Origin of the sequence: Rubritalea marina DSM 17716 (assembly GCF_000378105.1) — a bacterium.
GTDB lineage: Bacteria > Verrucomicrobiota > Verrucomicrobiia > Verrucomicrobiales > Akkermansiaceae > Rubritalea > Rubritalea marina.
Map to the genome: position 1 here is coordinate 21,826 of NZ_KB899266.1, position 25,811 is coordinate 47,636.

Consider the following 25,811-nt stretch of genomic DNA (forward strand, 5'->3'; position numbering starts at 1 on the left):
AGGAACTCATCTGTCCACATTGTGCAGCAATAAATCCTGGTGACTTTGAAGTCTGTTATAAGTGCGACGGTGACCTGATAGGATCAAAAGCTGCAACAAATTAGCTTCTGACTTTCTCTCCCCTCATCCTTGAACTATATTCAATCAATGAAACGCATCGCCTTTATTCTTTGCCTTACCACATTATGTGGCAATCTAACCCTAGCTGAAGGTATTCAAAACATCGAAGCCAAGCAAGCCGCGGCTCTCCTTCAAAAGACCCCATCCATCACCGTGCTGGATGTGCGCACTGTGGATGAATTTGCCAATGGTCACATCGAGGGCGCCAAGCTCCTTGATGCCACCAAGCCAGACTTTAAGAAGCAGCTAGAGAAACTGGATCGCAACAAGAGCTACCTATTACATTGCGCTAGTGGGGGGCGCAGCAAGCGAGCGCTCGCAGTGATGAAACAATTGGGCTTCGCCAACATTTACCACCTTGATTCCGGTTTCGCTGGATGGGAGGAAGCTAAGCTTCCAAGCGCCGACTAGTTCCGCTACTGCGAGTTTGGAGAGCACTAGCAATCCCCACCTAGTAGAGGAAGGATTGCTGCTCTTTGTATGCTTTAATCCAATCGAATTCGATTGTGAATGGCCCATCCTTTTTGTCGTAGATCATGAAACCTATGCTGTTGACCTTAGTGATATCCAAGGTCTTACCGTCGACTTTTTGACCAAAAAAAGTCGGATAAAATGAACTAAATGGCACGCGCAAGGTGACCCACTTTCCTGCTTCAGGCTGGACTGGGCTCCAGTATGCCAGCCGTCTGTTGTCTGGATTCCTCACCGTGAGGTAGTACTTCCTTCCATCACCTTTTACCCGGAGCTCCACTCCAGCAAATTCGCCGAGATCTAGCGAGGCGCCGCTGGTGCGTATCGACGAGAAACCTCCTTGGTTTTCGAATGAAATTGATCCACTGAATACCATTGTTTCATCCTTGCTCACAGCGGGGCCTCCTTCAGACACTCCGCCCATCACCGTGTCATTGATGGCTCGCCATTCCATCTTGGTACTGCCATTTTCAAAGTTTTCAATGGTCATCACGTCGTTAGCCGTAGCTGTGGCCAACGCAACAACGCTGGCGAGGGAGCTAAATAAAGTTGTAGATTTCATCTCAATGCTTGGGTTTGTTTACAATATGTCTCACTTTTCCCACTTAATGTCTAGGTTTTGTTTCTAATTTCTCTAAAAAAAGTTGCTATTGTCTAAAGTTTGTCTATTAATTGTTTCGGATAGCAATCAATCTTCTTTCATGCACGGTATCAAAATAGCTTCACTTCAGTCAGGTCTCTCCGCTCACGTCATTCGCATGTGGGAGAAGCGCTACAATGCCGTAGAGCCACTTCGCACAGACACGAACCGCCGCCTCTACGATGAGGCCTGCATCGATCGCCTCAGCACCTTATCAAAACTCACTCAAGGAGGTCACAGCATTGGGCAGATCGCTCACCTCGACGACGCCGAGCTCCAGACCCTCTGCAACAACCTACCTGACCGCATCCCCAAAAACCTGGAGACCCCGAGCCAGCATCGCTTGCTAATCGACAAACTCCTGATCGCCATCGAAAAATTTGACAAGCAAGCCCACGACACCCTTCTAGATGAAGCGACCAAGGCTAACGGCTATTCTCACGTGCTTGAAAAAGTGCTAATCCCCTTCATTCAAGAAGTTGGCTCTCTGTGGCAGGAAGGCTCTTTCACCACCGTGCAAGAACACGCCGCTACGAGCTTCATCAAAGACTACCTCTGCGTCAGCGCTCAAGCCTTCGGGCACGAACCCAATGCTCCCAAACTACTGGTGAGCACGCCGCCCGGCCAACTGCACGAACTCGGTGCAGTCATTGCCTCCAGCCTCGCACGCAAGCTCGGTTGGCACGTGATCTACCTGGGAGTATCCACACCTCCTGAGGAACTCGCAGGAGCCGCGGAAACGATTGGCGCTAAAGCCGTTTTACTCAGCATCATCTACCCACTGGATGACCCGATGATGGAAAACAACATTCTCAAAGTCCGCCAAAACATGGACTCAAGCATCAAACTCATCATCGGAGGCCCTCACTCTGAACACTACGAACCATTGTTCAAATCCATGGATCTCACCTCGCTCCACTCCATGGAAGATTTCAAAAATCAACTTCAAGCCCTGCGTTAAGGCGAGCTGCCTCACGCATTTCCTTACCCAATAGAAAAATCCATGAAAAAGAAAATCATCATCATCGGCGCAGGTCCAGGAGGCCTCACTAGCGGTATGCTTCTAGCGAGCCGCGGCTATGACGTAACGATTCTAGAAAAATCCAGTGTGGTTGGCGGGCGCAACGCGCCCATCCAAGCAGGGGGGTACACCTTCGACACTGGCCCTACCTTCTTGCACCAAAAATTCACTCTAGATGAAGTCTTTGCTGAGACCGGTAGACGCCCAGAGGACTACATGGACTTCGTCAAGCTCGACCCGATGACCACTCTCACTTGGGGAGATGTTTCCCTTGAGACTAGCTGTGACGAACAAAGCATGATGCAAAACATTGAGAAAGCATTCCCCGGTGAATCGGCAAACTACCAGCGCTTCATGCAAGATCATGCACTCAAACTCAAAAAGATCTTCCCTTGCTTGCTGAACTCCTACCACAAGCTCAGCAAATTCCTCAGCGGCTATTCAATCAAGGCGCTCCCCTACGTGGCCACCTCAAAGTCCGTGATGGACGTCTTGAGCGAGTACTTTGTGGATGAACGCCTCAAGCTAGCCTTCACCTTCCAAGCCAAATATCTCGGCATGTCACCGTGGAACTGCCCAGCTCTCTTTAGCATCCTTTCCTACATCGAATACGCACACGGAATCTACCACGTGCAAGGCGGCCTCTCTAACATTTCTGCAGGCATGGCAAAAGTCTTTGAAGAAGAGGGTGGCACATTGCGCCTCAACGCAGAGGTTCAGGAAATCCATTACCAAGGTAAAACGGCTTCGCACGTGACCCTCAGCACAGGAGAAGTCATCGAATGTGATGATCTCATCGTGAATGCCGATTACGCTCAGGCACGTCACATGATTTTTGGAGAGCGCAACGAATCGCGCGAAGAGCAACTCGAGAAGAAGTACTCATGCTCCACCTTCATGCTCTACCTCGGGCTCGATACCATCTACAATGATGAGCCTCATCACCACGTACTCTTTGCCGAGGACTATCATAAGAATCTCAAGGACATCCAGAACGAACAAGTCGTCTCCGACGACATGTCGATCTACATCCGCAATTCGAGCGTCACTGATCCAACCGTCGCTCCCGAAGGTCACTCACAGCTCTACATCCTCGTTCCTACCATCAACTTGCGCAACGGCCACGACTGGGATGCCACCGTCGCCGAATACCGCGAGAAGGTACTCGATCGCATCATCGAAAAGACCGGCATGAAAGACCTGCGTGAGCACATCACAGAAGAACGCATCATCACCCCGAAAACCTGGGAGCAACAAGACATCTTCCTAGGCGCCACCTTCAACCTCGCCCACACCCTAGATCAAATGCTCTACCTGCGCCCTCGCAACAAAATGCAAGGGTTTGAGAATGTCTACCTCGTCGGTGGCGGCACCCACCCGGGGAGCGGCCTCCCAACCATCTACGAAAGTGCACGCATCTCATCCAATCTGATCTGTGAGTCATACGGTAAAAGCCGCAAACGCGTCGACTTCGCGACCGAAATCCTCGAACAAGCAGCGTCCTAACTTAAGGCCATGAAATCATCTCCAAGTATCGCAATCATTGGCTCCGGGCTCGGTGGGCTCTCCGCCGCCATTTCCCTGAAGTCCGCCGGCTACGATGTCGAAATTTTCGAAAAAAACGAGCGCATTGGTGGCAAGCTCAACATCCTAGAAAAAGACGGCTTCACCTTTGATCTCGGCCCCTCAATCTTCACCCTCCCACAGTTCTTTGAACAGCTCTTCGCAAGAGCCGGAAGGAAGATGGATGACTACGTCCAACTCGATGCCGTCACTCCACATTGGAGAAACTTCTTTGAAAACCACCAAAGCATCGACCTCTACCAAGAGCACGATCGGATGAAACACGAGCTCTCCAAGCTACCTGGCGACCTCGAACAACATTGGCGCGAGTTCACACAATTCCTCGAATACGCTCGCGAACAATACCAAATCGTCGATGAAGGTTACTTCCGCGAAGGACTCGACAACCTCTGGGAATTCCTCTGGCACTACAAGAAACAACTCGTAGCCGGGAAAATTGACTACAAAGGTAGCATGGCCAGCACCATCGAACGCCACATCAGCGACCCGAAAATGCGCCTCATCTTCGAGTATTTCATCAAATATGTTGGTTCCTCCGCACTCGATTCACCCGGCTACATGAACCTAATGCCCATCATCCAATTTGATTATGGTCTGTGGTACGTTCGCGGCGGCATGTACAAGCTCGCTCAGGGGCTAGGAAAACTCATCAACGAGCTAGGCATCAAGGTTCACCTCAATGCTGATGTCACACAAATCACCAAACAAGGCAAGCAGGTCACCGGACTCCGCCTCAAGGGTGGCAGCACCCATCACTGCGACATCATCGTCAGTAACATGGAAGTGATTCCATGCTACGAACAATTACTCAAGGAACCCCAAAGCTTCGTCAAAAAGCTCGAAAAGTTTGCCCCCGCATGCTCGGGCATCGTCCTCCACATCGGCACAGACAAGATCCATGAGAAACTCGCTCATCACAATTTTTTCTACTCCGAAGACCAGCACAAGCACTTTGAAACCGTCTTCCACAAAAAACAACTCCCCGACGATCCAACCCTCTACGTCGTAGCACCCACTCGCACCGACCCCACAAAAGCGCCTCAAGGTTGTGACAACATCAAGATCCTACCGCACATCCCGCCACTCGATGAACATGCTTCTATCACTCACGAAGACTATTTGGCACTCAAGGAACGCTGTATAGATAAGATGGAGCGCTGTGGCATCACTGGACTACGCGACAGCATCATCACCGAGGACCTCCTCACCCCTATCGATATCGAACGCATGTACCGGTCCAACAAGGGATCCATCTACGGCGTCGTCACCGACTGGAAAATGAACTACGGCTTCAAAGCCCCAAAAACCAGCAACCGCTACAACAATCTCTACTTCACCGGTGGCAGCACCAATCCAGGCGGAGGCATGCCAATGGTCATCCTCTCTGGCATGAAATGCGCCGACCGCGTGATCAAGCGCCACCCGATCAAGCAACTCCAACCACTCCACGCAGGATAAACCCATGGACACCCCAAACGAATCCACACCCGCAGTCGTCGATACCAATAAACACACCATCGAATCCAAGTACTGGCACCACCTACTCACCGATGGCAAGCGCCCCACTAGCGTCTACGCCTTCACCCAAGAAATCGGTATCGAAGAAGCCGAGTTCTACCGAGTCGCCACAAGCTTCGAAGCACTCGAAGCCAACTACTGGGAAGGCCTTGTCTCCGACACCATCGCCGTCCTCCACAAGGACGATGAATACCCAAGCTACCCACCAGAACAAAAGCTACTCGCCTTCTTCTTCACCTTTTTCCTCCACGCGCAGAAGCATCGCTCACGCCTCGTCAGCTACTTCCCTGGAGCAAAGAACATGAACTTGATGAAGCCAATGCGAAGCAAGTTCATCGAATTCGCCACTGAGGTCGTCAAAGAAGGCGTCCAAGACGGTAGCATTGCCGATCGCAAACAACTCACCACAAAGTACCCTCACCTCCTCTTCGAACAACTCCGAGCCGTGGTGGAATTTCACAAACGCGACCAATCCGTAGACTTCCAAGACACCGATGCCTTAATCGAAAAGAGCGTGCGCCTCGGCGCCGACATCGCCAGCACAGGCACCCTCGATTCAGCACTCGATCTCGGTCGATTCCTCCTCGGAAAATGGACTCACCCCACCAACTAAACCATGTCCCTTAAAGAACAGACAAGCATCCCAAAAAACAAGATCTCCCGAGCAGGGAGGCTTGCCCAAACAGGCGTAAAGGTCGGCGTCAACTACCTCAAGTACAAGACCAAAGCCATGATGGGAGATGACGATAAGTCTGAATTCCACGAGGTGACAGCCAAGCAAACATACGAAACATTCAGCGAGCTCAAAGGCGGACCACTCAAGCTAGCTCAAATGCTCAGCATGGATCGCAATTTGATCCCAGACCAATATGCCGACCAATTCTCGCAGGCACAATACAAAGCGCCCGCGCTGACCTACCCACTCGTCGTCAATACCTTCCAGAAAGAACTCAGTAAACACCCCACTGAGCTCTTCGATAGCTTCACCAACAAAGCGGTATCGGCGGCCTCCATTGGCCAAGTCCACCAAGCCACACTTGGCGACAAAACCTTCGCCATCAAAATCCAGTACCCGGGTGTCGCCAGTAGCCTCAAGTCCGATCTCGCCATCGTCAAACCCATCGCGATGCGCCTATTCCAACTCGATTCGAAATCTCTCGACCCCTACATCAAAGAGGTTGAGGAACGCCTCCTTGAGGAAACTAACTACGATATCGAGCTCGAGCGCTCACAGTTCCTCGCCGAGCAATCCAAGCATCTCAAACACACCCACTTCCCCAACTTTCACCCAGAATTCAGCAGCCAAAGGATCCTGACCATGGATTGGGTAGAAGGTGAGCAACTCGACACCTATGCCGAGTCAGATGCCAACGATGCGATGAAGCAACAAATTGCCCAGGCGCTCTGGGACTTCTATCACCACCAAATCCACACGCTGAAGCTCTTTCATGCTGACCCACATCCCGGGAACTTCAAGGTTCACAATGATGAGCTATGGGTACTCGACTTCGGCTGCACCAAGGGTCTCGAAGAACGCTTCTATTGTGACTACTTCGGGCTCATGCAGCCAGACGTGCTGCTTCATGATGCCAAGTTCCGCGCAGTGCTACGCAAGCTTGGACTTCTGCTAGACTCCGACAGTCCAAGGGAAGCCGACAAACTTACTGGGATTTTTAAAGAATCGGTCGCACTTCTCTCCAAACCCTTCTTCGAGGAAACCTTCGACTTCGGCGACAAAACCTACTTCGATTCCCTCGCAGCCTTTGGTGAACGTACCCGAAACGACAGCGAGCTCAACAAGCTCAACACTTCACGAGGGAATGCCAATGCGCTTTACCTCAACCGCACCTACTTCGGGCTCTACCACCTAGTCGGTAGCCTCAATGGCCGAATCAAAGCCGAACTCCCTACGATCCCCTAATTTCTAGATAGACCACCCACACTACAAACCATGAAAACCTATCTCATCATCGGAGGATCATCTGGCATCAGCCAAGCCATTGCCAAAAGACTCAGCAACGCTGGTGAGACCGTCCTCACCGCCAGCCGCAGTGGCAGTGGGCCAAACCACCAACACTTCGACGCCACGCAGCCTGGCACCCTCGATTTGCCAGACCAACTCAACGCACTTGTCTACGCTCCAGGATCGATCACCCTCAAGCCCTTCCACCGCCTCACTGCGGAGGAAATGCTCCAGGAGTTCCAGCTCAATGCACTCGCTGCCGCGCAGGTGATCCAACAAGCCCTACCTGCTCTCAAACGCAGCTCTCAGGCCTCCATCCTACTCTTCTCCACCGTGGCCGTACAAACGGGCATGCCATTCCACGCCTCTATCGCCATGGCCAAGGGAGCCATCGAAGGTCTCACCCGCTCGCTAGCCGCCGAGCTAGCCCCCAAGATCCGCGTCAATGCCATTGCCCCTTCGCTCACCCAGACACCCCTCGCCGACCCACTTCTCAACTCAGACAGCAAGCGAGAAGCCGCCGCCCAACGCCACCCACTCAAATCCATAGGCCAAGCCGATGACCTAGCCGAGCTCGCCACCTTCCTGCTCTCCGAAAATGCAAAATTTATCACCGGCCAAATCATCCAAGCCGACGGCGGCATCGGCTCGCTGAGAACGTTTTAATCAGTCCCTCCTTTCTTCAATCTTTGGATAGAATCCCATTTCGTTCACAAACCTCGGCATCATTCGTTGACTCTGCAAGCAACAATCTGTTAGGAGAATGGTATGCAACATTTTTGGACTCTCATCCTCGTCGCGTTTTGCGTCATCCAGCTCAGCTCCTGCAAGAGTGAATGTAGACGCTGCAGCTCACCAAGTGAAGCATCCGACACTGCCGCTACCGCAGAAGAACCTAAGCTCTCAGCTGAAGAACTCCTAGCCGCCCTCGGCGGCCATTACTTCGATGTAGAGCTACCAGATGACACTCCCGAGAAATTCTTTATTCGCACCGCTCTGGTCAATTCAAAAGGCGAAATTCTCAGAAATTACGGCGGAATGGGTGTCCATAACGGAGCACAATCAACACGAGTCTTCCTCTTTAAAGACGGCCTAAACATGAAAGAAGCGATATTCATCAAGAGCCCCAATATCGATGGCATCATCCACGGGTCGCACTACAAGGGCACGGTAGAGCTACCGAAGCACATGAGTCATATGATATACCCACAAGGGAAAAGCATTAAACCAGGTGAAGGGATGATTCGGCTCAAGTATGAAGGAACCCAGTCAGGTGGTATTTCTGGCGGAAAACTCACTCAAGAAGATACCATAGACCTAACCGTCATCATTTCAGAAATGGATTCCTCATCCATCACTCAATGATCGCTTATTGGGAAATCTCTAAACCTTACATGAAAGGCGCCTAAAACCCAGGGTTCCCTCCGTTGACCACAGCGTGGTCACAGAGTGTAGCCCTAGTCGAGCACAGCGAACACTCGGGTTTCTCGATAGCATCCGCGGAATCTAGGGTTCTCTTGTAGCTTTTACCGCTTGATTGATTCTCAATAATACATAGAGTATCAATGTGATTACGGATGATCTAAAATCTCAAATTCAGCAATTATCCAGCAAGGAAAAGTCTGAACTTAGCTCCTATCTTACCAAGCTCAAACTCGAAGAAGACCCTGAGCTTTGGAAAGAGATTCGTGAGCGCACTCATTCATACGGCCCTGCCAGCACAATGGATATCGAAGACTTGTAAAGCCAAGAATATATGTCGTCGGACTACCGAGTTTTGATCGACTTAGCCTGCCTTGAGCAGCTACCGAAGACGGGGCGGCGAAGAGAAAATATCATTCGCTTTTGCACTGACCTAAAACACAACTACCACTTAGGAGGAGATTTTCAAATTCGCGACCCTGAGACCTTCCGCGAGTATGAAGTTTCTGAGTGCGAGGGTTACGTGATTGTCTGGTGGAATGATGTGCCAGTAAATCGCATCGTAATCGTAACCATTCGGCGCGCACCCAAGTAGTTTCAACCAACGACTCGCCGTCTTTGTGCTTTACTACCTCTCTAGAAACCCAGGGTTCCCTCCGTTGACCACAGAGTGGTCACAGAGTGTAGCCCCGAGTCGAGCGCAGGGAGCACTCGGGGTTCCAGATTGCCCCCAGCACGACTCCGGAGGTGTCGCAGAGCTGCTGCAAGTAGACAAGGATCGCGCCATTGTCACAATTCGTCGCCCGCTAAATTAGAGCTTCGCATTGTCATCAGAATCCTCATCATGCGGTATCGATTCTCGATGAAATTCTTCTCAGCCAGTTCCGCATTCGCTAGAAAATTTTCCAAGCATTGCTTGGGCGCCACCCTATCTCTCTGGGGTGGGCTTGAGGCAAAACCTAAGGTCCAAGCAAACATCGTATTCATCTTGGCAGACGATCTTGGCCAGCACCAGCTGGGCTGCTATGGCAGCGACTACTATGAGACGCCGCACATCGACCAGCTGGCTCGAGATGGCATGAGATTTACCAATGCCTACGCTGCGGCCGCGATTTGCTCGCCCACCAGAGCCAGCATCATGACTGGCAAATACCCCGCGCGCCTCCACCTTACCAACTTCATCCCCGGAGGCAGAGCGAGGGCCACCAAGCTCGTGACTCCGGCCTGGCAAAAGCAACTCCCATTGGAAGAAGTCACCGTGGCTGAGGCACTAAAGAGCGCTGGCTACGCCACTGGACACTTTGGCAAATGGCATCTCAACTACGATAAAAAGTATGAAGCTGGCCGCCCGGGCGATCCAGGTTCGCAAGGGTTCGACGAAGTACTCACCACCCACAAGCCAGGCGCGGGGCCGGAGAGTCGCTACCCAGAGGACTGGCACCACGTGCGCGAAATCACCGAGCGCGCCACGAACTTCATTGAAAGACACAAAGACGAGGCATTTTTTTGCTTTGTCAGCCACAACAGCATCCACGACCCAGAGATCGAGAAAAAAGCGCTCGTAGAGAAATACCAAAGCAAAGCTGGTACGCTGGAAGATAAAAGAAACAACCCCACGCAGGCAGCTATGCTGGAAACTCTAGACCAGAGCGTGGGCAAGATACTCGAGACACTGGAGCGGCTTAATCTCACCCAAAATACGCTCGTCATTTTCTACTCAGACAATGGCCAGAAAGGGGTGAAACAGGGCAAGCCATTGCGCGGCAGCAAGGCTGACTTCCACGAGGCCGGTATCCGCATGCCATTCATTGCCAAGTGGCCAAGCGTGATCCCAGCAGGTTCCGAGTCACCAGAACTCGTCATCAGTAACGACTTCTTCCCCACATTCACTGACATAGCGGGCAAGTCTGCCGCACGGGAAAACCTAGATGGCATGAGCATTCTACCCATCCTCAAGGATCCGAAACAAAGCCTCGGACGCAATGCACTCTATTGGCACTTCCCCCACTATCACGGCCTCAGCCTAGGACCACAGGGCGCCATCAGGGTGGGAAAATACAAACTAATCGAATGGTATGAAAAGTCCGCCTTCAACCGCCCCGGCGCCTTCGAACTCTACGATTTATCCAAGGACCCCGGAGAAACAAACAACCTTAGCAAGTCGATGCCAGAGCTCACGGCCAGATTAAAGAAACAGCTAGATGATTGGAAAACCAATGTCGGTGCCCAGCCGATGCGAAAGCGTCAGGCACCGTAAACGATACCTACCAAGGCAAATTATATCTCTTCAACCTACAGCAAGACATTGGGGTAACCAAAGATGACTCGATATCAAACACGTCGATCGGGAAATTCAAGCTATGCTTCCTTAATACTCCAGGTGCAAGCAGGGTAAAAACTCATCGATGGCGTCACTCGATTCGTCTGACCAGACCACATAGAGGTTCCAATTCGTTTGCTTGCCAAATAATTTACGCCAAGTGTCGGTGATCAGAAACTCGGGGTAGTTGTCGATGCCATTACCGTCTTCATCACCAAACCAATAAATAAAGGTTCTTTCGATCCCCTGCTCTTCGTGAACAAGCAGCAATTTCCTCGCCTTTGCACGCTTATCATTCGCATTCAAGAATTCGATCGACTCGCTGCTAGTCGGCTTCCACCCGAGGCCAAATTGGCAATACTCGGGAGTGTGGATGGTTTTACGATTCCCATGAGATGGCACAATCATGACCCCAACCTGCTTCTCTCCTTGCACATAATTCCGCGAAATGATGTTCCCTCGTTGGTAGAAATCAAAAGTTTCTTCATCGACAATGTCTGTCCCTTCCCAGGCCATTTGATCACCCAGAATGTATGGCAACACCAGAGAGGAACGACTCACACTCGACGGCTCCACACGCACCACGTAGAGCATGGCTAATAATGCTAGCGCTGCAGAAGCAAGCATCGAGGTCGTCCAAACATTGCTCAGTTCACCATGACTTGATCGTTGTTTGAGTGGCAGGCTGTACTTCACGAACACAAACACTGCTACCGCGGTCAGCACAAACTTCCCCACTAATGGCACCACCATCCCATTGGTACCAAGAAAGAAATTGATGATCTCACTCACTTTAGGAAATGATAAGAAGATCACAAACTGGAATGGCAAGGCTCTCAGCGCAAAGCTCACATTGCGATACGCCAAACCCACTGCGAAAAGGGAAAGCATCAGAGTAACTCCCAGTACATAGTAGTTGGGCCCGGGAAGCTGCGAGAGTACCGCGACTAATGAACCAAAAGCAAAAAGGAGCGCACCATGCTTCATGCGACGTGTGTCTGGATCTGTCCGATGCCAGAACCAACACCAAGCAGCAAGCCCACCCAAAAAGAAGATGTAGCCGAACTTGTCGTAATGGTTGTACACCGTGCCTTTCCATGCTTCGAGACAAGCAGACAGCACAGGCAAATAAGTCAGCACAAGAAGCGCTAGAGTGATCGGAAGTACATTATTAGAAGATCTGGCACGTTTCTTAGACACCTGCTCAGACTGCTTCTTATCGGCGAGTGATTCCGTGATGATGAAGTAGGCTGCCACAGCAAGGGTGAAGGCCATGAGCCCAATCAACGAATGCAACCATCCGTCCGCGATCACCTCACCTCGATGGTAGCTAGCCCAAAGAAGTGCTGTGAGACGAATGCTGTTGGCGATCACCGCAAGGATCACTGCCAACAACACCGCAATCAATTTGTTGAATAAGCGGATTCTAGGGTGAATCCCTGACCAAACGATCCCAGTAAAGATAAAGGCTCGGATCATCTCTGACCCGCTGCACGCTGGAATGATGTCAAACACCATCCCTTCCAGTGATAAAATAGTGCCCTGTCGTGACACCTCTAGATGGGTCGCCCTCAAGAACACTTCGGCCAACATCGCCGACACTTCTCGCAACTCGACAGCGTAGCTCTCAAACACAATCGGTATTCCAAAGAACGCAGCCACGGCGATGACGATAGTCAAAACCATACGCCACCATGGGGCAGCCTGCTGAACCTGCGTCATTTCTTTACTCATGGATCGTTTGTAGTGCGACTTCAATGTCCCCGCGCTTGATCGGGCTCGATTCCCAGAACGCTGAATCGAGATCTAAAATATTCTGATAGATGGTGGCCGCTTCTTCCATGTAGCCATGGTCTCGATAGGCAGCCGCCACATACAGCTGCAGTCCCAACTGTGGATTTTCAGGTGTTTGACTGATCACCTTGCTCAGATAGCGTTGAGCCTCATCCAACTTGCTCTTCTGGAGTGTCTCGATCGTTTGCTCCATGGCCAACTGGGTCATGGCCACGACCTTCAGTGCAATGGCATCCACGTCCTCGGGATTTTGATTCAGCACTCTCTCCACCTCCCACAGAGCGTCAGATGCTTTGCTGGATTGAAGGTAGAGCTTAGCCAGTCGATTGAATGTGTATGCACTATTGGAATCTATATCCGCCGCTTGGCGCAGCGTCGCGATCGCCTCCTCGGTCTCACCATTCAATTCGTGGATGATGGCTAGCCCATGCAAGGCAGTGACATTCTCAGGATTACTCTCCAAGACGGCACGGTAAAGCTCTTGCGCTTGCCCGGTCCTTTTTTCGATCACCAAGAAACGCGCATAGTCTAGGTAGCCATGAAGGTCATCCTCATCCATCGCCTTCATGAAAAGTTGTTCAGCTTTCGCTGCATTGCCTTTTTTCAGCTCCAGCCTTGCCAAGATCAGATGCTTGCTCCTCTCTGGCACTTGGGATTTACCGAGCTCACGGCGCAATTCATCTTCACGGTTCTGACTGACCAAGGCCATGTAGTAGATCATCTGGAGCTCCAGGTTTTCTGGATTCGCCAGCGCAATCGGGCGAATTTGCTCCAGCGCCTGCGCATCATTGTTATTTTCGAGCGCCTTGCCAATTTTACGGAGCTGGAAGCTCAAGTCATTTTTGAAGCGTTCGTTGAGCACTCTCTCCACATTCTGCACATCATAACTGTCATTGGCCGCCACACCCACTTTGGAATACAACAAGATTGAATCCGGTGTGAATGCACCACGTTGGTGCAAGTGCGCTAGAATAGCGAGCGCTTGACTCGCTTGGCCGTTGAGCTCGTATGCTCTAGCAACTTCTAATAGAAATAACGGAGACTTGTAAAAGCAACCTGCGAGCCCTTCGATGCGCGCCAGTGGGTGGATCGACTCCAGGCTTTGATACAGAGCCACAGCATCGGCGGCTTTCCCTTCAGTTAGGAAATAGCGGATCCCCAACCACTTGAGCACTGGTGAGTCGCCAATCAACGAGCTGATCCGCGCGTAGTTCGAGTTGCTACCAGCACTCAAAGACTCGCCAAGGAATTGGTAAAAAATACGCTCACCTTCAATTTGCTTCTGGCTCACACGGAGACCCAAAAGTGGTGTGGGTAGCGTCCCAGGTGGGACATGCTTTAGCTCAGCGTTCGCGATCTGATGAAGATCACTAAAGCTTGCCTCGTTCTGTTGGATGATCACCCGTAGTAGAGCCAGGAAAATGCGAGCTTCATGCGACACCGTGATGGCGATCGGATGCTCTGAATCGGCGTCTTTTAGCGACTCTAGGGTGGCGAGAGCTTCGGGTAGGTCGCCTCCTAGAATTTGTAGCATGGCCATCTTTAGCTGCCACTCGCCATGGGGATCTTCTGCCTCATAGGCATTTGCCTTCTCCAAGGCATCCTCCACTTGGTTATCAAAAATCATTAGAGACACCAACATGTTCATCCCCTCATCAGAGAGGTGACCCAATGCCTCTTGTTCATAGAGAAAGGCGATCGCTTTCTCACGCTTACCGGTCATTTCCAGCTTGCGAGCGATCTGCAGTACCAGACCTTCGGCTGGATTTGATTCGTGCAGCGCCTTCCAAATGAGGAGAGCTTCCTCGTGTTCGCCAATTTGAGAATAAAATCGCGCCTTGGCATTGAGATGACGAGGAGTCTGCTCCAGATGCGCAAACAACTTATTGAAGAGAGCAATTTTCTCACTACGTGACCCTTCCAAATCATCGACGATCACGAGGATCGCAGACAACTTCCTTTCGCCCAGATCCCATGCTTGTTGCATGTGATCAGCAGCTTGATCAGGCTTTTTAAGCACCACCGCAAGGTGCCCTGCTTGAAGAGCTACCTTGCCTTGGTTCGGATCATTTTCTAGAGCCAGTAATGCTTGCTGGTATGCCTGAGAATAGGCTCCCGCGCGGGTCAGAGCTAGTATACCCTCGGCCGCTGTTTGCTTGGATCCGGCAGTCGTTTCATTTTCTGGTGTGGGATCAACCTTGATCGATACCACAAGTACAATTGCACAGAGTGCCGCAATACCGCCTAATATCAGTAAGCCGAGGGTTTTCTTTTTCATAAGACAATTTCACAAAGTCTATGTTCTGCGCAAGACCTTCGCGCAGAGCCTCTTTGTCATGCGACAAAGAACTTATGCTTGTCTAAGCACAGACCTTGATTTGTAGAGCATTCCAGCCACGGCGATCAACACCATGAACATCGCTTTTGGTTCTGGAGCTCCAGAAGGTGCTACAGCAACGATTGATTGCGAGAAACTACCAGCCTGAATGAACACAGCTGAGTCGTAATAATTGTCTCCAGCATCCGCGATGCCCATCATGATGTTGTAGCTCTGTCCCGCTTCGAGGCCAGTGATCTCCGCCGTAAATACATCTGTGAAACCATCGTATTCAAATGCGTATGGCGCACCATTTCCGATCGAGTTATCATTGAATAAATCTGCATTATTCACATTGCTCACGGTATTGATCGACACCGCAGTGTCGGTACCTGGAAGCAAGGCCACATTTTCACCATTCACAAAGAATCCGAAAACGTCGTTGAAGCTGGAGCCAACCCACTCGACATATTCCTCAGATGCAAAGGCGTAGTTAAAGTAGGCAGAATCTCCGCTGCTCACAAAATCAAAAGAAAGGACTGTTGCGTCATAAGTGCTGTAGCCTGGAATCAGAGTATTCAAGGTGCTATCGCCTGCCGCTCGTAAATTCGTACTGGTCGATTCGCTAGTATTGCTATTCGCACCAGCCGACGAGGCGAGGCCACTTGTCAAAATAACGCCTGAACCGATGTCGTTGCCAGCAGCATAGCCGCCACTGAAGTAACCGGAAGCACCATTGCTACCCGTGTACTGGACGTTACTGATTTGGATACCTGGGCCAACGAGAGATTGCGCCAAGGCCTCCGCCGAATCCATCGGCGTGATCGTCGTTTGAGCGAATACTGGAGTGCTGGCAGCCAGCAGGATAAGACTAATTTTATTGGGGGGTGTAATTTTCATCGCTACCAAGGTAGATAAAAATCATCATTTTGACGACAAAAAATAATACTTTGTGATGAAAAACAAATAATTGCGTGACATGGAACACCACTAATCCAGTAGGAAGAAGAATCCATCTAAGCCCCTAGAAATCAACAATTAAAACCACCAAACTAGTGAAAATGAGCTTCTTTTTCATTCGAAAAAAAGTGCTTCAGTTAGGGAGGCCTAACCATCAAGCCTCGCGTATTGACATGATTTTCAATGACTAAGCCAGCCATTCTGCACAAGCTTTAGATTGTATCTACCTCAGCATTTGTTAGGTTAATGCTATGAAACACGTCTTTCTCCCCTGTAGCGCACTCAGCTTGCTGCTCTTGAATGCCTGCCAATCTGAATGCAATCGCTGCAAAATCAGCGAAGGTGAGAGCAAAGCGCAACAGGAAAAACTCTCAACAGAACTCACTGCTGAAGAGCTTTTGAGTGCTCTCAACGGTCACTTTTTTGATGTCGTGCTTCCTGAAAACCGTAGCGAAGCGATCGCCGTCCGCACTGCATTGATTGACTCGAATGGCGATGTTCTAAGCTACTATGGTGGCGCCACGGTCGGTACAGACACAGCTTCTGTGCGCGTGATCCTCTTCAAAGAAGGGGAACACATCAAAGAAACCATCCAGTTGGAGTCGATACGACACGAGGACACTCTCTCAGCCTCAAAGTTTCAAACTGAATACGTCTTGCCTCCGCACTTGGGCAGCATCAGCCACCCACAAGGTCGCAGCATCAAGCCCGGAGATGGCTTGATCCGCATGTACCAAGGAGAGGAAGCAGCCTTCACCATCGCTGGCGGCAAACTAGCACAAGAAGAAACTCTCGATCTCACCGTCGTTATCACACCATTTGGCACCTGCCCCCCGAGCAAAGGCTCGCATGAGTGACTTGTCTCGGCCCGCGTTGATACTCAGCCAGCATCCCCTTCCCCCACTTGTCAGCAAGTCCGATCTATGCTTAATCATGCTGCATCATGAAACTCGGAGTCATCAACGTATCGGATCGTGCCAGTGCCGGCATTTATGAAGACATTCCAGGGAAGGCTGCTGTTGCGCTTCTTCAAGAATGGATCACCACTCCCTTTGAAACTGCATACGCGGTCATCCCTGACGAACAAGCGCTCATTGAAGAGCAACTCCGTAAGCTCTGCGACGAGGAACAGTGCTCATTGGTACTCACCACCGGCGGCACCGGACCTGCCGTGCGCGATGTCACTCCCGAAGCCACCGAGGCGGTGTGCGATAAAATGATGCCTGGCTTTGGCGAGCTCATGCGCGCCACCTCGCTCCAGTACGTGCCAACCGCCATCCTCTCACGCCAGACTGCTGGCATCCGCGGGTCTAGCCTGATCATCAATCTCCCGGGCAAGCCGAAGGCGATTGGCGAGTGCCTCGAAGCAGTCTTTCCCGCCGTACCATATTGCATTGACCTCATCGACGGTCCATTCATCGAAGTTGATCCAGAAAAGATCAAAATCTTCAGACCAAAGCAGAGCTAGTGCTCGCGCCAGCATCCGCTACAATGCTCTCAATTCCGACTTGATAATTCGGGATCCCGATACGAGACTGCGCGCATGAGCAACCGCATCGACACCACCTTCCAAAAGCTGGCAGAGTCCAACACCCCAGCCTTCGTGGCCTATGTGGCTGCTGGCGACCCAAGCCTGGAGAAATCACTCGAGATCATCAAGGGCCTCGCCGATGCAGGCGCCGATGTGATTGAACTCGGCGTACCCTTCTCCGACCCGCTCGCAGACGGCGTGGTGAACCAACTCGCCGCGGAGCGCGCGCTCAAGGCAGGCTGCACCTTCCCCAAGGTACTCGATCTGATCCGCGATTTCCGCAAGACCCACGAGACCCCGATCGTACTCTTCACCTACCTCAACCCGATTTACACCTACGGCTTCGACCAATTCCACACCGACGCGGCGGCGGCTGGCGCTGATGGTGTGCTCTTGCTAGACCTCCCGCCAGACGAGGTCCCGCACAATGCCGAGCTCAGCGCCCACGCAGGCCTAAAACACATCACGCTCATTGCGCCGACATCACCGGACGAGCGCATCGCTCAGCTCGCCAAGCAATCTGAGGGTTTCATTTACGCGCTCTCCCGCACCGGCGTCACTGGCGCCCAGGCAGCGCCCTCCGCAGCCATTGGAGCCACCGTAGAGAAAATCAAACAACACACCGACACTCCAGTCTGTATTGGCTTTGGTATCAACACCCCAGAACAAGCTAAAATGGTAGGCGAGCTCTCAGATGGCGTGGTCGTAGGCTCCGCCATCGTCAGTCAAGTCGCAGCGCATGTGGATGCCGAGGACGTGGCCGCCAAGGTAGCCGCTTTCGCCACCCCACTCATCCAAGCTGCCAAAGGGCAATAATTTCACCCCACGTCCCTAGGCGTGGCTCTCCCCACACAACCATTCACCCAAACAACCATTTACCATGCTCACTTTCACTAAAATGAACGGCGCGGGCAACGACTTCGTTGTCATCGACAACCGCGACCTCAGCATCACGCTTTCCAAGGAACAAATCGCCCTGCTCTGCGACCGACACCGCGGCATCGGTGCCGATGGCCTTCTCGCCGTTGAGCCAGCCGAAGCTGGAGCCGACTACAAATTCCGCTACTACAACGCCGATGGTGGCGAAGCAGAAATGTGTGGCAATGGTGCCCGTTGTTTCGGCGCCTACACCGCCCAGCTCAGCAGCCCTGCGAAGACTGAGGTCAGCTTTGAGACCATCGCTGGCACCCTCGGTGCGGAGATCATTGGCGACAATGTACGCATTGCCATGTCCGACCCATTCGACCTCGCCATGAACATCCCGGTTCAGACTGCAGACCTCGGCGACGTGCACTTCGTCAACACTGGCGTGCCACACGCGGTGGCATTCGTAGAAGACCTTCCAGCACTCGATGTAGTGAGCAATGGTGCGGCCATCCGCTACCACGACCACTTTGCCCCGAATGGCACCAATGCCAACTTCGCCGCCGCGGTGGCTGAAAGCCACATTGCCATCCGCACATACGAGCGCGGCGTGGAAGGTGAAACGCTTGCTTGTGGTACCGGCATGTGCGCCTGCGCCTTGTTCCACCACATCCTCACCGGTGCCGCCTCCCCGATCAAGGTAGACGTCGCTGGCGGTGACACCCTAGAGATCGGCTTCGTAAACGACGGCAACAACAACTTCACGGAGGTGACCCTCACTGGCCCAGCAGACTTCGTCTTCACCGGCCAGACTGACCTCGTGGGCTAAGCGCCTGAGAGATCTCAGATCCCTTTCCATCAAAAAACCCTAGGTACCATTTCGGAACCTAGGGTTTTTCTTTAAAATGATTGGCTACTTAATTTTGTGCCAGCGTCTCAATCTCGGTGGAGCTGAGCGGACGGTCCCATACCGCAAAGTTGTCGATCACACTAGGCGGCATGCCCGAGCCTGACTCGTTCTTATAATTCCCCAGGTAAATGTAGGGATCAGTGGAAAAATCATTGAGTCCTGCTGAGCTATTTTGCTCAATCTGCTTCCCGTCGAGGTAGATCGTTACTTGCTCATTTTCTGCTTCTTGGACAATCGTCACCATGTTCCACGACTTGCCAGCCACCACAGCGTTCTCTGGCGCCCATTCACGTGGATTACCAGTCGTACTTCCAGACCATTCGCTCTGGCTAGAGACGCTGAGTTCCGTGTCACGTGCGCTTGATGGCTTGATCCAGAACGAAACCGTGTAGTCTGAACGATCCAAATCCATGCCCGCCTTCTCCATATCAAGCTTGAAGCTGTATTGCTTGCTCAAGAAAAGCCCTTCCCCAGAGCGTCCATCGCGGCTGAAACGCGGTTCTTTAAGGATCGGCTCCAACACCAAGTCGGGATTATTGAGCGACTTGAGTGAGTCATTGGTGAAATTGATGTACGCGACCAAGCCTTGCTCCGGAAGCACCGAAAGCTCATTCTTCGTTTGCTGAGACATGTTCGCCACTTGGCTACTCACCTTGGGTGTATCATCACCACCACCGAAAACAGCGAAGCCGATGATGCCTAGCACCACCACACCAATGCCGCCGAGCACTGCTGGCTGCTTGAACAAAGCCGCCTTCTGAGCCAACTCCTCCTGCTTCACCTTACGCATCTCTTCCTGCTGTGCCGCAAAGGCCTCAGCAGCAGACACACCTTGAGCACCGCTATCCACTCCTGCTGGAGCCACACCCTGCATACCGGTCACCGCCACCGCGGGAGAATTAGCCACTGCAGACGTTGTCGATATCGGGATCGGTGCTGATTGCACAGGATGCGGCAGCGCTTGGGAGGCCTCCGCAAACGTCTTGTAACGGTGTGCTGGATCGGTACTGATCATCGCGTTCAACCATAGTACAAAAGCCTCAGGTAGCTCTGGCTTGTATTCAGAAACCAAAGGAAGCGGCTGGCTTTGCTGCAGCTCTAGCACCTCATCGGCACTCGCTTCAAGCCAAGGATGACCACCAGTGAGAGCGTGGTACACCAACTGACCAATCGCATACACCTGTGATTGCTCACTAGCTGCTGCGCCGCCCGCTTGTTCAGGGGCTATCAAATAAGGGGCACCAAGGTAGGCCTGCTCACCACTGATACGGCGATAAATGTCGGCAATCCCGTAGTCGGCGATCACATAAAGCTTTTTGCCACTCGGACGGGTGGTCAGATTGATACTGTCAGGATCCAGTGCACCGTGGAAGCTCCCGGATTCCTTCGCCGCATCGTGAATCTCCAACATTTGCTGAGCAAGCTCCCAGCCCTCGTATTCACCGAGAGCTCCATACTCCGCCAAATGAGCATTCAAGGTGGATGAATTCACATATTGTCTCAAGGTGTACGGGCCATCCTCGTCCACCCCATGGTTATATACAATCGGCAATCCAGGATGTGACACCGTGGCCAAATCCGCCGACGATGCACTAAAGATTTCCTCCCATCCATCTACCGCGGGTGCGTTGTAGTAAAACACCTGAACATCTCTTTGAATGAAGGTATCTTCGGCGAGGAAGTATTTTCCGTAACTAATCTCTTCAAGCAAATGCTTAACTTGGTATCTTTCGTCCATGGTAGGTTTGTTAGGTGACTCTGTTATTCACGAAGTTATTATCTAAAATGACCTAGCATCTGAGACAATCAAGTAAAAGCATCAATTTATGCCTAGGGTGAATGAGGTGAGTCTCTCCAGATGCGTCGGTCGCCTTAATGATTAAAACACCGTTCCTAGTGAAAAGTAGGGATTGGAATTAAAAGCGAAATCTCATTGCAAATCTCTAGCACTATGGCTTGGATGCATGAAAACATGAGTGCCGGAAAGTCAAAGGCTCAAGTATTTGCCGCTCGTTTATTTAGTACGATTCTACTCGTGGCGGTAGTCGGCGGCACCATGGTGAGTATGAACCCCTGGGCATTCATGGCCCTGATGAGTGTGCTCTCCATCGCAGCCAGCGTAGAACTCTTCCGCATGATTGGCAATAGCGACACCCGCTGCCAACCCCGCTGGGGCATGACACTCTCGGTACTCTACACCCTCACCTTAGCCGGCATTCTAGGATCCTGTGGCCGCGAGGGCCTCGCCTTTGTTAGCCAGATAGACACTGCCTTCATTGCCTTTGCCATTCTCTCCACCTTCATGTTTCAGCTGCGCGAGCCAGTACAGGCAAACAAGTCGCTGCTCTGTGTGGGCACTACCGTGCTCAGCGTGCTCTACATACCCTTCCTCTTTGGCTTTTTAGGTAAGACCCTCTTTGTCCCACCAAGTGGTGATTTTACCGAAGGCGTGGCGCTCCTCATCTGGCTGGTGGTAGTGACCAAGATCACTGACATCGGCGCCTACTGCACCGGCTCACTTATTGGCAAACACAAGATGATCCCGCACATCAGTCCGGGCAAGACCTGGCAAGGCTTCTTCGGCGCCCTCGTCTGGGCACTCGTCACAGGCTCCACCATATACTACTTCAATGGTGAGAACCTCGCCGCTTTAGGAGGCTGGCCACACGTCATCACCCTGTGCATCATTCTGCCCTTGCTCACCGTCGTAGGAGATCTCGCAGAATCCGTCATCAAGCGCAGCCTCGATGCCAAAGACAGCGGAAACACCCTACCCGGCATCGGCGGAGCACTCGACCTCATCGACAGCCTCTGCTTCACCGCTCCCGCCCTCTACTTCTACCTCCTCTGGCTCAACTAATTCCCAGGGCAGCTCATCGCACGCACACACACCACCTATGAAGCGCAAAAAGGTCGTTCTACTCGGATCCACTGGCTCGATTGGCACCAGCACACTCAAAGTCGCTCAAGAGATCCCAGAGCACATGGAAATCGTTGGCCTCGCCGCAGCCAATAGCGCCGAAGCACTCGCCCAGCAAGCACAGGAAACCGGCGTCAAACACCTAGCCATCTTCAACCCAGAGAAAGAAGCTGAGCTCAAAGAAAACCTTGATTCTGGGGTGAACGTCTACACCGGGCTCGAAGGTCTCGTTGAGCTGGCCACCTTAGCAGAAGCCGACATGGTGCTCGTGGCCATCGTTGGCACCGCCGGCTTGCACCCTGCGCTTGCCGCCATCGAGGCCGGTAAAGAACTCGCCGTCGCCAGCAAAGAAATCCTCGTCATGGCCGGCGAGCTCGTGATGGAAGCCGCCGCACGCAAAGGGGTGAAAGTCCTCCCCGTCGACTCAGAGCACAATGCCATATTTCAATGCCTCGAAGGTCACGCTGGTGGAGAGAAAGAAATCAACCGCCTCATCCTCACTGCCTCGGGTGGACCCTTCCGCACTTGGCCCGCCGCAGACCTCGAAGGCGTCCAGTTAGAACAAGCGCTCAAGCACCCCACCTGGGAAATGGGCCGCAAGATCACCATCGACTCCGCCTCACTCTTCAACAAAGGCCTCGAAATGATCGAAGCACGCTGGCTCTTCGGCGTCGAAATGGATAAAGTAGACGTCATCGTCCACCCCCAGAGTATCGTCCACTCCATGGTCGAATTCTCCGACAGCAGCGTCCTCGCCCAGCTCAGCACCACCGACATGTGCTTCCCGATCCAATACGCGGTCACCTACCCAGAGCGCATTGCCAATGGCCTCAAGCCACTCAACTTCGCTGAACTCGCCAAGCTCGAGTTCGAAGCCCCGCGCCGCCAAGACTTCCCCGCCATCGACCTCGCAGTCCGCGCCGGAACCCAAGGTGGCACCCTCCCCGCCGTCTACAACGCCGCCAACGAAGTCGCCGTAGACGCCTTCGTCGACAAGAAAATCAAGTTCACCGACATCTGGAAGCTCGTCGAACACACCATGGACACCCACCCATGGAACGCCGGCAAGACCCTCGACACACTCATCCAAGCCGACGCCGACGCCCGAGAAATCGCCGAGGCATGGGTAGCACAGCAGCCATAGAACCCTAGGTTCACCAATCAGCTGCGGCAGGGATGGCTTTCCCTCGGCCCCAGCCAAGCTGCCCCCATAAAGGCAGAAGCCGTCCAGCGGTGCAGAGATCGACCAATAACTCAGACAGACTATTTCTTGTTTCGGACTATTTTTTGTTTCGCGTGACACACTGGTGCGCCAGTATTCTCTAAATTAGTCTGTCTGACTTTTTATGTGGTCTGACTTTTTATGCTCTGACTTTTTATGGTCGTTTTTCATTACTCTACCTAGACTTTAGAGGTTTTTGAGCTCCTTATCTAGACAAGACCCTTAGGAATAACCCATTCGCCGAAGGCGAATCCCATACCAGCCTAGGGTAAGGCAAAGCATGAGCCGCAACCCTAGGCCTCTTCATTAAATACACCTTCCCTGAAGGGGAAGCACATAAGTCGAGGGGAAAGTGATCCATTTACGTAAGCTCCCCATGATACATGGTGCCAGGCTCACATGACAGGCTCACATGACATTGGTAACCTCAAGCAAGATCATTCCGTGAGCTTAAGAAGGGACGACAATGCATAATTAATGATAATCCGATATCGTGAAGGGTGATATCAGATGTGTGGGAATTGTTGAATTTTAAGCCATCTAAAACTAACAAAACACTCGATTTAAAGGTCGACAAAGAGGCGGGATTCCCTTTAAAGATAAAGTATGAAGCAGTTTTTCAGAGATCAATCAGTAAGGGGTGAGGTAGGATCTGATATCGCTCAGGGGTTTGAAGAATAAACTGTTCGCCGAAAATATGGAGAAAGACTACCATTCATCTCAGATCAGCAGCGCTGGATGGTATATTGCCTCATATATCCAGCGGATTGACCCAGTGACCGCTTATGAGGATGAGGACTCCTCTCATGAACCCTGGGCGGTTTGGGAGAATAGGATCTTGGTGCGAGCGTCAACACCGGACGAAGCGCTTAGGAGGACTAACGAACATCTTGCAGAATGCGGGTCTGAATACACCAATTCAGATGGAGTTCTCTTACGTTACACGGTGGTTGGGCTCACCAGTCTGCTTCCAATCTACGATAGTCTTGAAGATGGGAATGAGATCGAATGGATAGACCACACGGGTGAGACTGTCATCGACATGTTTGAGCGAGTAAGGGACAATTCCTCTCTAGAGGCTTTCACTATTCCCGAACGCGCAACAGATCAACAAGGCGAACAAGGTGGCGCTGACCAACCCGCTACCGTTCTGCAGTCGCCGTCGCAGGAAAAGAAGAACACTAAACTTGAGTCGAAGGTGCGCCCCCAGTAGCGGGTGCCAGGCCTCAAACGTTCGACTAAAAATATGAAAATCACACGCTACATATTCATCACTCTGTTATCGATCTGCCTAGCCTTGATCGTATACAATCACACAAATCCTAGCATCGTGGCTACATCTTCAGGAGAAGCTGTTGAGCTTGATCTTGTGAACACAGCTCTGACTCAAGCAGCTACAGAGCAATATCGTAATACACTCCTACCTTGGATATCATTTCTAATTTTATCCATATTGGCATGGTTTTTAGTTAAGTCTAAGGTTGTAGCATTTGTTCTTTGTCTACTAGGTATTGGCTCTTTAGCTTGGTCGTATGTATCTATATTCCAGACAACTCCTGGATATAGGTTTGATCAGAAGTGGTCCTCTTTCTTGTCGAGTCAAGACACTTGGTCGATTGCTATGCACAGCTTATACATACTTAGTGCGATAGTGCTTATTGCATTTCTAGTCATGGCTAAGAAACGAACAATGGTCGAACGAATAACATAGACAGACTAAGTTTAGAGAAGGTCTGAGCCTAACACTGTGGTTTTGCTGATGATCAACTCCTGCTGACTTCATGGGCCGTTATCTGCGAGCATCTTGGGCGATTCGACTCGAAACACCTGAAAACACCTTCTATTTGGCCAAGTGGTGCCAGAGCTTCGTGTATTGTGAAGCGAGGTTGATTGAGCTTGGTCTATATGCTGGTCTGAAACTCGAATGACCAGTGCCTGGTACTATTCTAGCCGCCTCGATCGAAGGGTGTTGAGCGGCTCGTTGTTGATACTAAAGTTGGTGTTCTGGGGCTTGTGCTGCCTCGCCTTCTTTCCTTCTTTGGCTGCTGGCCAGTAGTGGTTTTCTTGAAGTTGCTCGATCACGTCCTCCACAAAACTCTGACTGCCGATCACCGCGGCTTTGCTGAAAAAGCGAACCCGCTGGGTAAGGCTTTCGCGCAGGGTTAATTCCCCGCCATTGTTCAGAACAGCGGCGATCTCTGCATCGCTGAAACCGCAACGCTTTTGCTTACCCA

The 25,811-nt window shown here is 51.8% G+C and carries 22 protein-coding genes and 1 pseudogene; 17 read left to right on the top strand and 6 right to left on the bottom strand.

What is annotated here, in order from left to right:
- Positions 1–147 precede the first annotated feature (147 nt).
- A complete protein-coding gene (locus tag F454_RS0112640; protein ID WP_018971027.1) occupies positions 148–531 on the top strand; it encodes a rhodanese-like domain-containing protein in 384 nt (127 codons plus the stop codon).
- Between the two features lie 40 nt (positions 532–571).
- On the opposite strand, the gene F454_RS15195 is transcribed toward F454_RS0112640, so the two are convergent.
- The gene (locus F454_RS15195) at positions 572–1,153 is read right to left on the bottom strand and encodes a CIA30 family protein (RefSeq protein ID WP_083913028.1); all 582 of its coding nucleotides are present in this window, start codon (positions 1,151–1,153) and stop codon (positions 572–574) included.
- Between the two features lie 139 nt (positions 1,154–1,292).
- Between F454_RS15195 and F454_RS0112650 the strand changes: the two genes are divergently transcribed.
- The 9 genes from F454_RS0112650 (at position 1,293) to F454_RS15200 (ending at position 10,996) form a co-directional block, all read left to right on the top strand.
- A complete protein-coding gene (locus F454_RS0112650; protein ID WP_018971029.1) occupies positions 1,293–2,192 on the top strand; it encodes a MerR family transcriptional regulator in 900 nt (299 codons plus the stop codon).
- 42 nt (positions 2,193–2,234) lie between these two features.
- Positions 2,235–3,758 (top strand): phytoene desaturase family protein, encoded by a 1,524-nt coding sequence (locus F454_RS0112655; protein ID WP_018971030.1) that lies wholly within the window; start codon positions 2,235–2,237, stop codon positions 3,756–3,758.
- Positions 3,759–3,767: 9 nt separating this feature from the next.
- Positions 3,768–5,294, top strand: coding sequence for a phytoene desaturase family protein (locus tag F454_RS0112660; protein WP_018971031.1), 1,527 nt, complete (start codon positions 3,768–3,770; stop codon positions 5,292–5,294).
- Positions 5,295–5,298: 4 nt separating this feature from the next.
- Positions 5,299–5,967 carry a hypothetical protein gene (locus tag F454_RS0112665; RefSeq protein ID WP_018971032.1) on the top strand — a complete coding sequence of 223 codons (669 nt, stop codon included), beginning with the start codon at positions 5,299–5,301 and terminating at the stop codon, positions 5,965–5,967.
- 3 nt (positions 5,968–5,970) lie between these two features.
- A complete protein-coding gene (locus F454_RS0112670; RefSeq protein WP_018971033.1) occupies positions 5,971–7,275 on the top strand; it encodes an ABC1 kinase family protein in 1,305 nt (434 codons plus the stop codon).
- Between the two features lie 30 nt (positions 7,276–7,305).
- Complete coding sequence (locus F454_RS0112675) at positions 7,306–7,983, top strand: SDR family NAD(P)-dependent oxidoreductase (RefSeq protein WP_018971034.1); 678 nt, start codon at positions 7,306–7,308, stop codon at positions 7,981–7,983.
- Between the two features lie 102 nt (positions 7,984–8,085).
- A complete protein-coding gene (locus tag F454_RS0112680; RefSeq protein WP_018971035.1) occupies positions 8,086–8,682 on the top strand; it encodes a hypothetical protein in 597 nt (198 codons plus the stop codon).
- 202 nt (positions 8,683–8,884) lie between these two features.
- Positions 8,885–9,061 (top strand): hypothetical protein, encoded by a 177-nt coding sequence (locus F454_RS16430; protein ID WP_018971036.1) that lies wholly within the window; start codon positions 8,885–8,887, stop codon positions 9,059–9,061.
- 540 nt (positions 9,062–9,601) lie between these two features.
- Positions 9,602–10,996 (top strand): sulfatase, encoded by a 1,395-nt coding sequence (locus tag F454_RS15200; RefSeq protein ID WP_018971037.1) that lies wholly within the window; start codon positions 9,602–9,604, stop codon positions 10,994–10,996.
- Between the two features lie 111 nt (positions 10,997–11,107).
- On the opposite strand, the gene F454_RS0112700 is transcribed toward F454_RS15200, so the two are convergent.
- The 3 genes from F454_RS0112700 to F454_RS0112710 form a co-directional block, all read right to left on the bottom strand.
- On the bottom strand, positions 11,108–12,793 hold the full coding sequence (locus F454_RS0112700) for an exosortase/archaeosortase family protein (protein ID WP_018971038.1): 1,686 nt from the start codon (positions 12,791–12,793) through the stop codon (positions 11,108–11,110).
- Complete coding sequence (locus F454_RS0112705; RefSeq protein ID WP_018971039.1) at positions 12,786–15,131, bottom strand: tetratricopeptide repeat protein; 2,346 nt, start codon at positions 15,129–15,131, stop codon at positions 12,786–12,788. Before F454_RS0112705 ends, F454_RS0112700 begins: the two co-directional genes overlap by 8 nt.
- A 72-nt stretch (positions 15,132–15,203) precedes the next feature.
- The gene (locus F454_RS0112710; RefSeq protein ID WP_026292894.1) at positions 15,204–16,070 is read right to left on the bottom strand and encodes a choice-of-anchor L domain-containing protein; all 867 of its coding nucleotides are present in this window, start codon (positions 16,068–16,070) and stop codon (positions 15,204–15,206) included.
- Between the two features lie 311 nt (positions 16,071–16,381).
- Here F454_RS0112710 and F454_RS0112715 point away from each other — a divergent pair, with 311 nt between their 5' ends.
- The 4 genes from F454_RS0112715 to dapF all read left to right on the top strand — a co-directional run bounded on the left by F454_RS0112715 (position 16,382) and on the right by dapF (position 19,354).
- The gene (locus F454_RS0112715; RefSeq protein ID WP_018971041.1) at positions 16,382–16,987 is read left to right on the top strand and encodes a hypothetical protein; all 606 of its coding nucleotides are present in this window, start codon (positions 16,382–16,384) and stop codon (positions 16,985–16,987) included.
- Positions 16,988–17,073: 86 nt separating this feature from the next.
- Entirely contained in the window at positions 17,074–17,598 is a 525-nt protein-coding gene (mog, locus tag F454_RS0112720; protein WP_018971042.1) for a molybdopterin adenylyltransferase, read from the top strand.
- A 75-nt stretch (positions 17,599–17,673) separates the two neighbouring features.
- Positions 17,674–18,477 (top strand): tryptophan synthase subunit alpha, encoded by an 804-nt coding sequence (gene trpA / locus F454_RS0112725; protein WP_018971043.1) that lies wholly within the window; start codon positions 17,674–17,676, stop codon positions 18,475–18,477.
- 64 nt (positions 18,478–18,541) lie between these two features.
- Positions 18,542–19,354 carry a diaminopimelate epimerase gene (gene dapF / locus F454_RS0112730; protein WP_018971044.1) on the top strand — a complete coding sequence of 271 codons (813 nt, stop codon included), beginning with the start codon at positions 18,542–18,544 and terminating at the stop codon, positions 19,352–19,354.
- Between the two features lie 88 nt (positions 19,355–19,442).
- Here the strand turns inward: dapF and F454_RS0112735 are convergent, their stop codons facing one another.
- Complete coding sequence (locus tag F454_RS0112735; protein WP_018971045.1) at positions 19,443–21,173, bottom strand: LamG-like jellyroll fold domain-containing protein; 1,731 nt, start codon at positions 21,171–21,173, stop codon at positions 19,443–19,445.
- A 234-nt stretch (positions 21,174–21,407) separates the two neighbouring features.
- Between F454_RS0112735 and F454_RS15970 the strand changes: the two genes are divergently transcribed.
- The 3 genes from F454_RS15970 to F454_RS0112750 all read left to right on the top strand — a co-directional run bounded on the left by F454_RS15970 (position 21,408) and on the right by F454_RS0112750 (position 24,790).
- Entirely contained in the window at positions 21,408–22,295 is an 888-nt protein-coding gene (locus F454_RS15970) for a phosphatidate cytidylyltransferase (protein ID WP_205619043.1), read from the top strand.
- 37 nt (positions 22,296–22,332) lie between these two features.
- On the top strand, positions 22,333–23,499 hold the full coding sequence (locus F454_RS0112745) for a 1-deoxy-D-xylulose-5-phosphate reductoisomerase (RefSeq protein ID WP_018971047.1): 1,167 nt from the start codon (positions 22,333–22,335) through the stop codon (positions 23,497–23,499).
- 748 nt (positions 23,500–24,247) lie between these two features.
- A complete protein-coding gene (locus F454_RS0112750) occupies positions 24,248–24,790 on the top strand; it encodes a DUF4288 domain-containing protein (protein ID WP_018971048.1) in 543 nt (180 codons plus the stop codon).
- A 728-nt stretch (positions 24,791–25,518) separates the two neighbouring features.
- On the opposite strand, the pseudogene F454_RS16530 reads toward F454_RS0112750, so the two are convergent.
- Positions 25,519–25,811, bottom strand: a pseudogene (locus F454_RS16530) (hypothetical protein); the annotation flags it as partial.

Bases quoted from the DNA above. Each gene is read 5' to 3' on its own strand.
- F454_RS15195 (WP_083913028.1), bottom strand. From the start codon at position 1,153: ATGAAATCTACAACTTTATTTAGCTCCCTCGCCAGCGTTGTTGCGTTG.
- F454_RS15200 (WP_018971037.1), top strand. From the start codon at position 9,602: ATGAAATTCTTCTCAGCCAGTTCCGCATTCGCTAGAAAATTTTCCAAG.
- F454_RS0112650 (WP_018971029.1), top strand. From the start codon at position 1,293: ATGCACGGTATCAAAATAGCTTCACTTCAGTCAGGTCTCTCCGCTCAC.
- trpA (WP_018971043.1), top strand. From the start codon at position 17,674: ATGAGCAACCGCATCGACACCACCTTCCAAAAGCTGGCAGAGTCCAAC.
- F454_RS0112735 (WP_018971045.1), bottom strand. From the start codon at position 21,173: ATGGACGAAAGATACCAAGTTAAGCATTTGCTTGAAGAGATTAGTTAC.
- mog (WP_018971042.1), top strand. From the start codon at position 17,074: ATGAAACTCGGAGTCATCAACGTATCGGATCGTGCCAGTGCCGGCATT.
- F454_RS0112665 (WP_018971032.1), top strand. From the start codon at position 5,299: ATGGACACCCCAAACGAATCCACACCCGCAGTCGTCGATACCAATAAA.
- F454_RS0112670 (WP_018971033.1), top strand. From the start codon at position 5,971: ATGTCCCTTAAAGAACAGACAAGCATCCCAAAAAACAAGATCTCCCGA.
- F454_RS0112715 (WP_018971041.1), top strand. From the start codon at position 16,382: ATGAAACACGTCTTTCTCCCCTGTAGCGCACTCAGCTTGCTGCTCTTG.
- F454_RS0112700 (WP_018971038.1), bottom strand. From the start codon at position 12,793: ATGAGTAAAGAAATGACGCAGGTTCAGCAGGCTGCCCCATGGTGGCGT.
- F454_RS0112710 (WP_026292894.1), bottom strand. From the start codon at position 16,070: ATGAAAATTACACCCCCCAATAAAATTAGTCTTATCCTGCTGGCTGCC.
- F454_RS0112640 (WP_018971027.1), top strand. From the start codon at position 148: ATGAAACGCATCGCCTTTATTCTTTGCCTTACCACATTATGTGGCAAT.
- F454_RS15970 (WP_205619043.1), top strand. From the start codon at position 21,408: ATGAGTGCCGGAAAGTCAAAGGCTCAAGTATTTGCCGCTCGTTTATTT.
- F454_RS0112675 (WP_018971034.1), top strand. From the start codon at position 7,306: ATGAAAACCTATCTCATCATCGGAGGATCATCTGGCATCAGCCAAGCC.
- F454_RS0112655 (WP_018971030.1), top strand. From the start codon at position 2,235: ATGAAAAAGAAAATCATCATCATCGGCGCAGGTCCAGGAGGCCTCACT.
- F454_RS0112660 (WP_018971031.1), top strand. From the start codon at position 3,768: ATGAAATCATCTCCAAGTATCGCAATCATTGGCTCCGGGCTCGGTGGG.
- dapF (WP_018971044.1), top strand. From the start codon at position 18,542: ATGCTCACTTTCACTAAAATGAACGGCGCGGGCAACGACTTCGTTGTC.
- F454_RS0112680 (WP_018971035.1), top strand. From the start codon at position 8,086: ATGCAACATTTTTGGACTCTCATCCTCGTCGCGTTTTGCGTCATCCAG.
- F454_RS0112705 (WP_018971039.1), bottom strand. From the start codon at position 15,131: ATGAAAAAGAAAACCCTCGGCTTACTGATATTAGGCGGTATTGCGGCA.
- F454_RS0112745 (WP_018971047.1), top strand. From the start codon at position 22,333: ATGAAGCGCAAAAAGGTCGTTCTACTCGGATCCACTGGCTCGATTGGC.